Below are 14753 nucleotides of genomic sequence, written 5' to 3'. Positions count from 1 at the left end.
AGGTAGCGTTTAACATGGTTTAACATGAATGAACCTGAATAGGGCACCTCATGGAACAGGCACGGGATAACCAGTCGTTATCCTCATGGCCTTTCTGGAGGTGCCATTTTTTTATTTTTTCACACATGAAATTTAGAGATAAACGACGGGCTCATTATGTTATGTCAGCGTTAAGCCCCCATTTCGGTATTCGAGCGAGCCGTGCCGCCGCGTGGTGTGAAATTGAAATGTCCTTCATCCAGTTGCTCCGTCTTGGGCAGGTTGCGGGATACGCGATCAAGCATCCAGTATACCCCTACCAGAACAACGGTAATTCCAGATAAAGTGATGACTGTAGAACTGTGTAGCCAGACTCCCAACGTACCACCGATCAGACTGCCGATTGGCATGGCTATGCCGCTTAACGCCATCGTCGCGGAGAACACCAAACCCAAATATTGCTGCGGTACCCCCTTCTGAACAACGGTATTAATGATGACGTTAACGGCTCCGCCAGGAACCCAGGCCAGTCCATATACCAGAATGCTCAGCCAGCTCCACGGGGTAAATATGCACCCAATCCAGGCAATTCCTGATATGATGTATGCCACAGAATACAATCGACCCAAACGTACATTTTCCAGTCTGAGATACGGTGCACATGTTGCACCTATGACGCTGCCAAGCGCCTGTGCCATCAGCATCAACCCGTAGATATTGGCTCCGCCGATCTGATCACTATATAGGGGAAGTACACTAAATGTCGCTCCTCCTGCAGCATTAATTACCATAATGCCAAAGAGTAACTTGGCCAATGCCGTCTGTGTAAGCAGCCTGATTCCACTCACCATATCATCGGTGTAATTCCTTAAAAACAAACGCATTCCTGACGGTGTACTCCCACTCGCCTGTTCAGTAGTCTCATCATATGTACCCTGTTCCTTCTTCATCTTCGATTCCATGATATAAGGAGCAATCCGCAATTGAGAGAATAATAAAGCACCTATGAAGAAACCGATGGCATTCCAAAAATACAAAGACACCGCACCCAGCGCAACAATGAGCATCCCGGAGATAGCATTACAAGCCACATCAATCCCCTGATAAGCGATGGAGAACAGGGAATTGCCCTGCGTGAGTTGGTGTTTCTCCAATACTCTTGGCAGAGCTGACATCTGAACAGGGTACACCCAGGTATTACATATATTCAAAATAGGGGTGATCACCAATACCAAGCCGACGCTCAGAAAATCATAGTACGCTGCAATAGGCACAATTAATAACAATAAGGCCTGAATTAATTGACTGTATACCAGAATCCCTCGAATCGGGATCCGATCTATCATCGGTCCGGACAACAGTTGAATAAGCTTCGGCAAAATGGACAAAAATCCCGCGAGTCCAGTATAAAATGAGGAGCCTCCCAGATTGTAGACCAGCCACATGGCGGATACCGCATATAAGCTATCTCCAATGTTGGTTAAGATTCTGCCAAAAAACATCAAACTGAAGTTCTTGTTTTTGAAAATCTCCATGGTCCACCTCCGCCTACGTCGAACCTATATCTCATTCAGCATCTCTTTCATGCAGCTATGAAGAATGAAGACAAGCGAAGTCATTCCTGCTTCGCTTGGTTCAATCTGTTATTCTGTTCGAAAGTTAAATCTTTTGTACAACCTTCACCTCTTGCAACGTCAAAACAGAAGTAATGCTTTCCTTCAGAATGTCGATTCCTTTTCGCAGATTGTGATTGGAGATGTTCAATGGAGGCATGATCTTTTCCATCGTTTCAAAAGTCATCTGATCATCCCTTCACCATTTGATTCACATATTGGGCCACATTCACTGCATGATTGTAGTCGATCAGATTCTCATGATGACCTGGAATCGGAATTGAAGTGCATATACCTGTCGTCTTGGCATGCCAAACTTGTGCATCCGTTAACGGAACTGGACTTCGTTCATCCTGAGCGGTTGCGTACAATAGATGGATATCGGACTGAATCGGTTTTGCTGAATAGTAGTTATCAAAGGCCACTTCATTGGCCAAACGCACTTTGAGATGTCTAAGCGTGTTTTCACCTGGGAAGTGATTCATGGCTTCTTTTAACTGTTCCTCATAGTCTGTATTGCGCTTGAACTCATATCCGTTATTGTGTGCTAATTCGGCAAGAGCCTCCATCTTATTTATTGGACGAACATCCCGTTCATGGCTTCGGGCAGGTGCATCCAGAATGATCAACCACTCCAGCTGTTGTCCCGCATCTTCAATGATCCGTGCCATCTCAAATGCCACATTGCCACCAAAGGACCAACCCAGTAATCGGTACGGGCCTACCGGATTGAATTGTGTAAGAACACCATAATAATAGTGAGCCAGCTCCTGGACGGTATAGAGCGGTTCTTCGTCATTTTCATATCCTTTTGGTACAAACCCGTAAATATTCAATCCTTCCAGTTGACTAACCAACTCATAATAATTGATCAGATTGCCACCACCTGTTGGAATGAGGAACAGCGGGGTTTCATCTTTACGGCCGCCTTCTTTCAACACAACAAACGATTGGTCTTGAGGAAAGTTCCCCTCCCGAATGATATGTGCAATCTCGGTCACGGTGGAGTAATCAAACAGAGTGATCACGGATAGCTCGGTATGAAATGTTCTGTTCAGAACATCCATTAAACGGACCGCTTTGATTGAATGGCCACCCTGATCGAAAAAGCTTTCATGAAGATGTACGGTATCCACACCAAGGATATCCATGAAGATCTGCATGACCTTTTCTTCCAGCTCATCCTGCGGGGCAGCAATATAATCCTTCAATGTGCCACGATCCAGCTGCTTCAGCGCCGCCTTGTCCAACTTACCGTTACTGTTCAGCGGAATATGATCAATCGTAATGAAACGTGAGGGAATCATGTGACTTGGCAGCAGGGTTCGGCAGAAGTTGCGAAGGTCCGTACTGAGAATCTTAGAAGATGGAGTCAGCTGTATATAGGCACTCAGTGAAAGTTCTTCATCATCTCCCCATCGCTCAGCCAGCATCGCACACTCCTGAATATCAGCGTGTCTGGAGATTACATCGGTGATTTCCCCCAACTCTACACGCATGCCTCTGATCTTCAATTGATTGTCTATTCGACCGACAATATATAATTTGCCAGTGGCGTCGTAATAAGCAATGTCACCCGTCCTGTAGATCCTTCCATCCGTAAACGGGTTCACGAAGAAAGCCTGTCCGGTCTTCACGGGATCTCCATAGTACCCCCTCGCCAGCCCAACACCACCAATATACAAATGGCCCTGAACCCCGATGGGCACCGGATTCTGCATCTCATCCAAAACGTAGATGAAATTGTTCCCGATTGGACGACCAATGGATATATTTCTTCGAGCACGACGACCTTCTACTTGCACATTCATATGAATGGTCGAATCAATGGAAACCTCGGTTACCCCGTAACTGTTATGCAGATTACGCTTGGGAAGATGGTTGTGGAACGCTGCAACCATCTCGGGCTTTAATGCCTCTCCACTAGAGAATACTTCCCGTAATGACGCTAACTGCTCCAGATCCGCCCCACCAATTCGCTCCAAAATCATTTTCAACATACTCGGAACAAAAAAGACGATGGCCACTTCATATTGCTTCAAAGCTTGAATAATCGCATACGGATCACGATGGAATCCTGGCTCCAACAGGGCAACCCTTGCCCCTGCCATCCATGTCCAGAAGTATTCAAGACCGACATCATCAAAGGTCAGAGTTGTTTTTTGAAGTACCGTTTCATGGGATTCCAGCTTGAATTGATGCTGCATCCAGCAGATTCGGTTCACCCACCCCTGGTGCAGCACAGATACCCCCTTCGGTTTCCCTGTAGTGCCTGACGTATAATAAATAGCTACCAAATGATCAGGCCCTACTTGTGACTGTGGAACTGTCATCGGCTTGTCCGTATATGTTTCAGGCTGAGATACGTCGATCAGAAGGGCAACATCCTCGGGAATCGGCAACTTATTCGTATTGATGAGACAGATCGACGCTTCCGAGTCTGTTAACATGTGCCGGTTACGCTCGACAGGTGCATCCAGATCCAGAGGCACGATAGCTCCTCCCGCTTTTAACACGGCTAGAAGGGCAATGGGCAAATGCAGCGAACGTTCTATGCCAATGGCTACCGCCTTGTCAGGTCCGATTCCCTTTTCGATCAGAAGATGAGCCAATTGATTCGCTTGGCGGTCCAAATCACGATAAGTTAATTGTTCTTCCCCATATACCACAGCCACTTGATCCGGGGTTCGGGCTACAGATGCTTCGAACAGGTGATGTACACAGAGATGATCAGGGTAATCCATTACGGTATCGTTCCATTCATATAGAACTTTCTGTCGTTCTTCATCACTAACGGCTTCAACCTCTGCGATTGGCTTTCCTGGATAATCCACAATATGTTCAAGCAACGCTATAAAATTACTGGCCCAGCGTTCGATCGTACTCACGTGGAACAGATCCCGACTACATTCAAACGTACCCTTAATCACATCCTGATCTTCCGTCAAATCCAGGGACATGTCGAATTTGGATGTGTTGATCTGCTTCAGCTTGATCTCCCTGAACACAGCCTGTTGATCTTTCTGTTCAAAATGGCCCGCTTTCCCCAGACTGAACATGACCTGAAACAATGGCGAATATCCTGTGGTTCTAGATTGGATCAGGTCATCGAACAATAGATCAATCGGTACATCCTGATGGTCAAATGCATCAAGGATCGTATTTTTGGAAGCGTCCAGGTGCTCCAGAAATGATTGTTGATCATGGATACGGCTTCGCAGTACCAGTGTATTAACAAAGAAACCCACGATCTTCTCCAGATCGGACTGTGGCCGATTGGAGACAGGCGTACCAATCATCAGATCCGTTTCACCCGAATACTTGCGTAACAAAATCGCAAAACAGGTATACATCACCATAAATAACGTGGAATGATGCTTCTCCGAAATCTCTCTTAATCTGCTGGTAAGAGGTGCCGGAATCGTGAAGTATATTGATATCCCCTCTTCACTCCGTTTCTGTGGACGTTCATGGTCATATGGCAAATTGAGCGTATAGGAGTGCCCCTTCAGTTGATCGATCCAGTACCTCTTCTGATTAGCAAACTCCTTACTTTCCAGTAATTGATTCTGCCATACTGCGTAATCTATATATTGGGTCGCGGATGCGTCATATGTCGGCAAAGGGCCTACTCCGCGGAAATGTTCATAATAAGATAACAGGTCTCTTCGTATGATCTCGATCGACTGACCATCCGAGATGATATGATGCATCATCAGAACAAAAATGTGGCGGTGATCGTTCAGCTTAAATACTTTGAATCTGCATAATCTATCTCGGGTAAAATCAAAAGGGCCATCGGCCCTTTCAATTCCATCTACAATCTGCCTTTCAGCCTGATCGCCCGGATACATTGATATATCAACCCATTCATAATCCGGTTGGTCTTCCTGAATATATTGATAAGGTATGCCTTCCTCGGCATCCATCCGAACTTGTAATGCCTCTTGCCTCTCCACCAGCAGTCCGATAGCTTGTTCGAATGCAGACTTATCGAACTCTCCCCTAATCTCATTGGCAAAAACCATGTTATAAGCCGTACTTGCTGGCTCAATCTGCTGCTGAAGCCACAACCTCTTCTGAGCAAAAGATAGTGGAAAGCGATTTATGTCACGAGAAGTGCGCTGTACTGTATTGGTCACATTCATCTGACTTAATATTCGATCAATCAGTTCGCTTTTGTTTATTACTGCACCTGATTTTTTCATTTAATTACCCTCCGCAGAATATCCATTCGCTTCCAACAACAGATTCTCAATCACTTCGGACAATTCACGAATGGTAGGCGCATCAAATATTTTACGTAGCGGCAGATTAACACCTACCTGTTGTCTGATCCCAGAGATGACCTGCGTTGCGATAAGCGAATGCCCTCCGAGTGCAAAGAAGTTCTCATCAATACTAATCTGCTCCCGCTTCAATACCGCTCTCCAGATCTGGGCAACAATCTGCTCAACGCTTGTCGTTGGTGCGGCATATTCCGCCCCGGAACTGATATCCACATCCGGCAGGGCGTGATAATCAATTTTCCCATTGCTCAGCAGCGGTAAATGCTCCAGTACCTGGATGACGTTCGGAATCATATATTCGGGAAGTGCGGATGAAATCCACTGTTTGACATCCTGAATCTCTCCATCGGTATCCAGTTCTACATAGGCAGCCAGCAATGGTTCAGTCTTCTCTTGCAACTTCGCCGCTGCAAGTCGCACATGAGGGTGTTCATTTAGAACCTTCTCGATCTCGCCGAGTTCGATCCGATACCCTCTTAACTTCACCTGCCGGTCAACCCTGCCAATGTATTCGATATGACCATCAGGGAAATAACGCACTCTGTCGCCGGTTTTGTACATCACCTTGTCCGGCGTATAAGCATGTGTCAGGAAAGCCAGATCATTAAGATGTTCATCCACATATCCATCTGCCAGGCCCTTCCCGCTGATATATAACTCTCCGGCAACACCTGGCGGGACAAGATTCAGGTTCGAGTCGAGCACGAGCAGATTCGTATTATGAATGGGTCTGCCGATCGTTTCATGAACGTTATCCCTGTCACAGATATGATACGTCGTATCGATACTCGCCTCAGTTGGGCCGTACAAGTTAATCAACTGAGCGTTGGATCTATCTAAGAAAGCCTTCTGGAGTGGAATTCCCAGTCTCTCTCCGCCGCTGAACACCCTTTTTAACGGTGCTGAAGAGAGCGCTTCTTTTTCCACCAAAGCCTGAAGCATGGTAGGTACAACCTGTAACGTCGTGATTCGTTCCTTATGAATAATATCGAGCAGATAGTCGGGATCAGCATGCTTGTCCGGCTCAGCAAGAACCAGCCTTGCGCCCGTAGTGAGCGGTGCATAGAACTCCCATACTGATGCATCGAAATTAATTGATGTTTTCTGCAATACAGCGTCTTCCCCGCTCAGTGGAAATTCATTGTTCATCCAATGCATATGGTTGCTGATGGCCTGATGTGACACTTTGACCCCTTTGGGTCTGCCTGTGGAACCGGAAGTATAGAGGATATAGGCGATGTCTCTGGCATCTACTCCGATTGCCGATGCGTCTGTGGGCTCGGTTGCAATGGCCTCGCCTTCTTCTTCAAGAAATACAGGATTGGCAAAAAGGGAATTGAGCCGTTCGTTGTTTTTATTCAACAACAGCACCGTTTTAATGTGGGCATTCTCACAGATATAGGACAATCGCTCATTCGGATAATCCGGATCAAGTGGTACATAAGCTGCTCCTGCCCGAAGCACAGACACAAGGGCTATGACCAGCTCAGGAGATCTCTCCACGCTTACCCCGACTACATCTCCATGCCCTACACTTCTTGTCCGATGCAGATAATGGGCAAGCTGTTTGGACTTCTCATGGATCTCCCGGAACGTAAGCAGTGTGTTACCAGACACAATCGCAATCTGATCTGGTGTCTTCGAGGCTTGCTCGTCCAGCATTTCTATCAATGTAGAGGTTGCATATTCCCGAACTTCTCCTTGAAGAATCGATTGCAATGTAAATGTCAGATGATCAGGGATGATGTTGAACGATACGGGTTCATCCAGATTCACATAAGCCTTGTTGCAAATATGTGTGAATATATCTGCTACGTAGCCAATCTCTGTCGGAGTGTACGTTTCCTTGTTATATCGAAGAACGATATCTCTACGTTCAGGGTATTGCTGGATGTTGAGTCCAAGGTGAACCGGTTCAATCTGTTCCGACTGATACACAACCCGGAATGTGTAACCACCCGATTCCACCACGGATGATGCATCCCGACTCTCGAATCCATAAGAGAACACAGATTGACTCGAATCCGATTTGCTAAACATTTTGAAGTCAAAATAATCTGCATATTCTGCACTATCTTTCGCTTCACTCGTCGTTCTTTGGAAAAACTGAGTCAGCGTGTCGTCCTCTTTCAAGCCCGAGTACAGAGGTACGTATCGATTCAATGCACCGACAACCTTCTCCAAATCCTCATCTTGTCGGCCACGCGTATGTACGCCAACCGTTAGGTCCTTATCCTCGCCCAGCAGATGCAAAGTCAAATTCCAGCAGGCGAGCGCAACGTTATCTATTGTACTTCCAGTCTTCTCTGCTACTTTCTCAAGTTCAGCCCACAATTCTGGTGACCCTTCCACAGGGAAACTTGCCATCGTAATACTCGTGGTTCCGCTACCGGATACCATGGACAATTGTTTATCAACATGATCAAACCGTTTATTGTTCCAAAAACTTCTTTCCTCCGCGTGCTCATCATTGGTCAACAGGTCATTCAACCACTCGGATACAGCATAATACGGTACCTCTTCTTCCAAAAGTTCAGGGTCTACCTCGGCCGCAATGAATTGAGACAAGTCTTCAAGAATAACGGCAGGTTCAATATCCGAGAATTGCGGATCAAAAGCGAGAATCAACAGTTTGGAACGTTCGGACAGATCCACATTAATGGCTTCCAGTGAATAATCACCTGTCCATGTGTCCAACTCCTTTCGGATCAGCCCTTGGAGATCCTGCTCCTGAATCGGTTCATCCGAATATGCAGTACGGAATCGGCTTCTGGTCTCCGAATCTACTTTCTGAAGATGGACCCCATAATTGGGATCGGCTTCTATGGAGGTGCGGAGTGTACTGTATTTCTCGGCTATTCTCTTCACGGCTAATTCAATCTGACCATTCGAGCACTCACCTTTGATGTTAACAGCAATTACACTTGGGACGCGTGATGTTAATCCGTTATTATTCAGTTCATGCAGTCGTTTCTGTTGTGGTGAAAGGGGATAACCCAGCATTACATTTTCCATGTTCAATCCTCCTGCATTTCTAATGTATTTTCAGTTCGAATGTAATTTCCTTAAGTCGCAATTGAGGCTTAACGACTCACCGGTTCTCCCATGGCTACGAGTACTTTCCGATCTCCTTGGTACGGGTTCCGTGCATGCGCCACCAGCATATTGTCCAGCATAAGAATATCTCCCGCTTGCCATGGAAAGGCGATCGTGGCATCCGCATAAGCCTGACGAATATGTGCAGCCACATCAGCATCAATTGAAGTTCCGTCTCCATAGTACGTCTGGTATGGCAAGCCACTCTCTCCGAATTCTTCGAGCATCAAGTTGCGAACTTCCTCGTTCAGGCTACTGCTATGCCAGAAGGCAATATGATTAAACCACAGGTTCTCTTTGGTATCCGGGTGGATCGTAATAGCCGGTCTCACCTGCTTCGTTGTCAATGTTCCATCCTCATTCCATTGGCAAGTCATGTTGTTGTCCAGGCAATATTGCTCGACCTCATCCTTGGACTCTGTGTGGAAAACATACTGCCAGGTCTGTCCGAATCCGGTTCCATAGTTTCGAACCAACATCCAGCCTTTCTCTGCAAAAACATCCCGAATGTCCGGATCAATGAGGTTATATACTTTCCGTACATCCACAATAGGTGTTTCTCCTCCTTCATCAGCAACAACAATACTGGAAAACCAGATTTTTTTGGGCCATGTCATGACATAGGACAATTCATTATGCGGTGCAATAGTCTCCTCGTTCGGAAATTCCGTTGACGTATACACCTTGCCCTGTACTTGGGTTCTCGGTGTCGCTCCTTCCTTATAACTGAGCGGTTCGGGGCAGCTTACATCGATGAACCCATAAAAGCTCTCTGGTGTGGTAGTATCAAAACCTCTGAACAGCACGCCACCATATTTCAAAATTTTCTCTTCTACCATATCCTTATTGTTGAGATACCATTGATTCAGATCCAGACCGGCTACATTGGGTTTGATTACCAACGGCAGTTCCTGACCTTCCTCCAGAAACGATTGCTTCACAATTTCTTTCTGGATGACCATCTGCGCGCCTTTATCAAATTTCTTCTTCATCGTTAATCCTCCTAGGATTTAATTTTGTTAAATTTTTTTTTGCTCTTACTGCTATTCAGCAACACCATCTTGTACTCGTGGGCCATCACCTCCCAATCATGACGAACAGCTTGAAGACTCCGGGAGGAATCAGCTGCAATCAGCTCTACTACTGCCATATAATCATGCAGGAATCTCTTCATGGTGGATTTGCCGAACAACTCTGTTTTGTATTCCACCACTACATTCATTACATGGTCAGCTTCGATAAGATTTAATGTCAGATCCCACTTGCTCTTGCCGCTGTGTCCCCACAAAATTTCATTCTGAGCAATATTTAGTCCTTCGATGTTGTACGTATTTTTGACATCAAGTACAAACCACGTCTGGAAGAACGGGGTGAGCCCCGAAGCACGATCCGGGTTCAGCAGTTCAATCAGCTTGCCGAAAGGCATCTCCTGATGATCAAACGCTTCAAATACCGTATTTCTAACCGAAATAATCTGGGCATCCACGGACTGTTCCGGGTCCATGACCGTCTTCAAGGCAAGGCTGTTGGAGAAATATCCGATCAACTTCTGCACTTCTGCACGATTCCGGTTTGCGACGGGTGTTCCTACGACGATCTCGATTTCACCCGAGTAAAAGTACAGCAACATTTTGTAGGCGGTGAGCATGGTGATGTACAGACTGGCATTGTTTTTCATACCGGCCTTTTTGATCATTTCAATGGTTTGTATCGGAATTTCTGCGAGCAGTATATCTCCGGTATCCACGTTGTTCACCGAAGGCTCCCGGTCATAGGGCAATACTTTTACCGATCGGTTGACGGTACTTCCCAACTGGTTGCGCCAATAATCCAGAACTGTCGGAAATTCTTCAATCATCCATTTACCTTTTTGCCAATGTGAATAGTCGGAATATTGAATACTCAAATGCTCTATTGCAGCATTTTCTCCCCTCAGATAAGCATTATAGTATGACCCCAGTTCAGCCATCAGGATATCCTGCGACCAGCCATCGAAGATAATGTGATGAAAATTAAAATAGGCAAAATATTGTTGTGCATGGATCTGATACAATCCAAAATAATACATCGGCCCGGTTTCCAGGTTGAATTGGTGTTTGGATTCTTCTTCAATCACACGCTTCAGACTAGCTTGGGAGTCATCCCTCAGCGTATACTGGACCTCTATGCCAAAAGGCTCGTAAGGTCTGATTCGCTGCACAGGTGTATTGTTCTCTACAACAAAATACGTTCTCAATACATCATGCCGCTGTAGGATCTGATTCAATGCATAGACGTATGCCTCTTCCGAGAATGCGCCTTCGAAAATGACATGTCCGGGAATGTTATACTTGGTGCTCTTTCCTTCGAACTGTTCAACCAGCCACAGGGATTCCTGATTGAATGACATCACACCTTTGAGCGCCGGATCAACGCTCGCAATCTCTGTTGAAAGGAAGATCGGCTTGTCCATAATTCCGTTCAATACATCCACTTTGGATCTCTTTATTGTCTTGTGTTCCATGCTTATCATGCCTTCCTTTCCTTCCATGACCTGTTCCAGATGTGAACTTAAGGCTTGGATTGTAGGGAAATTAAACATATCGTTAATCGAAAACTCAAAACCTATCTCGGAAAGTCGGGTATAGATCTGAATCAACTTCAGTGAATCACCACCCCGTTCGTAGAAATGGTCCGTCACCCCCACCTTGTCTAGGCCAAGAATCTCAGACCAGATGGCAGATATCGTCTGTTCCATGCTTGAACTCGGCGCCACATACACATTGTCTTCATCCGATTGCGGCTTCTCTATCGATAACGCCAAGTAATCAATCTTGCCGTTAATCGTAAGTGGAATGGAAGACACCTTGATCAGATGTGTGGGAACCATATACTCCGGCAGCAGAGATGCCAAGGTATCTCGAATCATCCTCCGGGTTACATATGCTTCACTGACGTAATGAGTACATAACTGACGGGATTGCTGATCCGTCTTGACGCTTACAGCAACATCCCGAACTCCTTTGATTTTCAAAAAAGCTGCCTTGACCTCACCCAGTTCAATTCGATACCCGCGAATCTTCACTTGATCGTCCATTCTTCCGAGATATTCCATCTGACCGTCTTCTCTTAACCGGCATAGATCCCCAGTCCGGTACAAGCGCTCGCCTGGACGATCCGGGTGTTCGACGTATTTTCTGCCCGTCAACTCGGGTTGGTTCAGATAACCTCTGGTCACGCCGTCTCCCCCAACCAATAATTCACCCTGAACACCAACAGGAACATATTGCAGTGATTGATCAAACACATATATGGATGTGTTCTGAATAGGCTTGCCGATAGGCACATACTCCGTTTGATCAACATGAGGATCGTAGGCATAGATCATACAGCCCACCACTGTCTCTGTCGGTCCATATTCATTGAAAATGGTAACCTCATGCTTACTTTGCCGGGTAATATTTGCAGCCAGCGAAGTACTCAAATTATCGCCACCTACAATAAATGTTCGAACATTGGATCTGTCCATAATGTTCATGTCCTGAATCAATTGCAGATGTGCCGGAGTCAGCTTGACCAGATCTACTCGCGGATCCAGAACAACATCCGCAATCAACGCCTTGTTATGAGACGAGTTATAGATAATCATCGTGTTACCCGTAATCAACGGCGTAAAGATGGATGTGATAGTCAGGTCAAAAGCGATAGATGAATACAGGGAAAAAGTCGTTTTACCGTCAGTAACATAGGTCTGACTCGCCCACCATATATAGTTCGTCAATCCCCTATGCTCCACCAATACACCCTTCGGTGCTCCAGTTGACCCTGATGTGTAGATGACATAAGCCAAATCCTTCATATCTATGGTCAAGTTCAGATTACCTGCTGGTAAATGCCCATCATTATCTTCACGGATATGAATGATTTCTAGACTGTCCGACAAATCGATACGCTGATTAACCAGGACAAACCTTATCTGAGAATCTTTCAAAATATGCTGAATTCGTTCATCAGGATACTCGGGGTCAATCGGAATATAAGCGCACCCGGCTTTCATAACAGCCAGAATCGCGATAACCATCTCCATACTGTGGGTTGCAATAATGCCTACCAGTTCTCGCTGCTTGATTCCTCTGCTGATCAGTGTCGTAGCCAAGCCGTTAGCTCTGGCATTCAATTGTTCATAGTTCATCTCCTTATCCCCCAGGATAAGTGCTGTATGTTGAGGGGTAGCAGCTGCCTGTTCTTCAAACAACTGAATGACCGTTTTGTCGCTAGGATAAGACGCCTCGGTATCATTAAACTCGATAAGCATCGATTGTTTATCGGCTTCGCTTACAATGCTGATCTGTTCAATCCTTTGTTCAGAATACTCCAGAACGGCTTCCGTGACCTTAAGAAACTGATCGAACAGCTTGCCCATGAACGGTTCACTGAACAATTGGGTCCGATAATCCATCTGAAATATGATACGATCCTCATTGATTTTTTCAATAATGTTGATAAGCAGATCATTCGTCTCATGTCCGTTAAATTTGTTGTCCATATAGACATCATGTCCTTGCATCTTGTCAAAGCGTTCTGGACGATAGACCAGTGATATACCGAACAGTCTGTTCAGTTCCGGTAGTGAGAGCGACTCTCTTAGATCACGGATCAGCTGATTATACGGATATTTCTGATGACGCAATATTTCTTTTTGTTCATTGGAAATGCGTTGTAGCAAGGTTAACACGGTGTCAGAGGGTTCTACCCCGATCCTGACAGGTATGGTGGTGACAAACATGCCAATCATGTCTTTATCTGTTTTACTCGTGCGGTTCGCGTAGTTGGTTCCAACGACCAAATCGGTTTGGTGAGTGAGTTTATTCAGCAGAATAGCTAGAGTTGAGAGAAAAAAGGTGAATACGCTGACATTCTTCTGACGACAGAAATCTTTCAAACGTACATACATGGAGTGATCCATATTCATCGTTTTTCTTCTGGCTGCGGTGTGAGTTAGAAGGGGATTATGCGCTTTCAATTCCATAAATGCGGGAATCGTATGAAACTTCTCTCTCCAAAAGGCCTGATCTTTCGCATAGCGTTTGGAAGCGAGATATTGTTGTTCACTATTGATATAGTATTCATAATCGTGAATCGTAGTTTCCATTCTATTTGCATTATCATCTTTCAATTCGGCATGATAGGTTGCCGTAATCTCATCGGTCAACTGGAATAATCCCAGACCATCACAGATAATATGGTGAATCTGAATGATGTATCCGTATTGTCCAGGACCCTCATACGTATAAAACTGACATAGATCTTCACTGTGTACATGAATCGGATGGTTATCCACATACTCCGTCCATGTCTCATCCGTTAAGGCTGGATCTTCATGAATATGCTTGAGTGATCTGTACTCATAAGGTTGGATGTATTGTTTATTCTCACCTTGATCCAGTACAATACGAGTTCGAAGCAGTTCGTTATTCTTCAGAACCCTGTTAATCGACCGCTCTAGCAAGGTGAAATCGATCGGTTCCGGTATGCTCATCTTGGATGTAATCATCCATACATCTGATTTTGGATATAACATTTCCATGTACCATATTCTTCGTTGATGCTCTGTTAAAGGATGCAAATCAACACATACATTTCCCATCTAATTCTCCTTTATATATAATTTATCCTAAAATAAGTTAATTACAACTTATCATTCCACCCATATTTAATCAATAACTATTTTATTTGTTTTTTTAACATTTTTTTATATAATTCGACATCAAAAACCCTTTTTTAGCATGGAAACAAT

Annotated in this window: 6 protein-coding genes; all 6 read right to left on the bottom strand. The window is 45.2% G+C overall.

Annotation, left to right across the window (positions count from 1 at the left end):
- Positions 1–170: 170 nt before the first annotated feature.
- Entirely contained in the window at positions 171–1514 is a 1344-nt protein-coding gene (locus F0220_RS04450; protein WP_091019648.1) for an MFS transporter, read from the bottom strand.
- Positions 1515–1638: 124 nt separating this feature from the next.
- Complete coding sequence (locus tag F0220_RS33195; RefSeq protein ID WP_258171884.1) at positions 1639–1764, bottom strand: hypothetical protein; 126 nt, start codon at positions 1762–1764, stop codon at positions 1639–1641.
- A gap of 19 nt (positions 1765–1783) precedes the next feature.
- Positions 1784–5800: a non-ribosomal peptide synthetase gene (locus tag F0220_RS04445; protein WP_105602161.1), complete on the bottom strand. Its 4017-nt coding sequence runs from the start codon at positions 5798–5800 to the stop codon at positions 1784–1786.
- A complete protein-coding gene (locus F0220_RS04440) occupies positions 5801–8896 on the bottom strand; it encodes a non-ribosomal peptide synthetase (RefSeq protein WP_105602159.1) in 3096 nt (1031 codons plus the stop codon).
- Positions 8897–8964: 68 nt separating this feature from the next.
- On the bottom strand, positions 8965–9969 hold the full coding sequence (locus F0220_RS04435) for a TauD/TfdA family dioxygenase (protein ID WP_105602158.1): 1005 nt from the start codon (positions 9967–9969) through the stop codon (positions 8965–8967).
- 11 nt (positions 9970–9980) lie between these two features.
- The gene (locus F0220_RS04430; RefSeq protein WP_105602156.1) at positions 9981–14603 is read right to left on the bottom strand and encodes a non-ribosomal peptide synthetase; all 4623 of its coding nucleotides are present in this window, start codon (positions 14601–14603) and stop codon (positions 9981–9983) included.
- Between the last annotated feature and the right edge of the window lie 150 nt (positions 14604–14753).

It is taken from the genome of Paenibacillus sp. 37 (genome assembly GCF_008386395.1).
Taxonomy (GTDB): domain Bacteria; phylum Bacillota; class Bacilli; order Paenibacillales; family Paenibacillaceae; genus Paenibacillus; species Paenibacillus amylolyticus_B.
Note: the sequence above shows the minus strand (reverse complement) of the source record. Positions and strands in the feature narration are given on the sequence as shown.

What these genes read in the sequence shown, in the direction of transcription:
- F0220_RS04450 (WP_091019648.1), bottom strand. Translation starts at nt 1,514, where the DNA reads ATGGAGATTTTCAAAAACAAGAACTTCAGTTTGATGTTTTTTGGCAGA.
- F0220_RS33195 (WP_258171884.1), bottom strand. Translation starts at nt 1,764, where the DNA reads ATGGAAAAGATCATGCCTCCATTGAACATCTCCAATCACAATCTGCGA.
- F0220_RS04445 (WP_105602161.1), bottom strand. Translation starts at nt 5,800, where the DNA reads ATGAAAAAATCAGGTGCAGTAATAAACAAAAGCGAACTGATTGATCGA.
- F0220_RS04440 (WP_105602159.1), bottom strand. Translation starts at nt 8,896, where the DNA reads ATGGAAAATGTAATGCTGGGTTATCCCCTTTCACCACAACAGAAACGA.
- F0220_RS04435 (WP_105602158.1), bottom strand. Translation starts at nt 9,969, where the DNA reads ATGAAGAAGAAATTTGATAAAGGCGCGCAGATGGTCATCCAGAAAGAA.
- F0220_RS04430 (WP_105602156.1), bottom strand. Translation starts at nt 14,603, where the DNA reads ATGGGAAATGTATGTGTTGATTTGCATCCTTTAACAGAGCATCAACGA.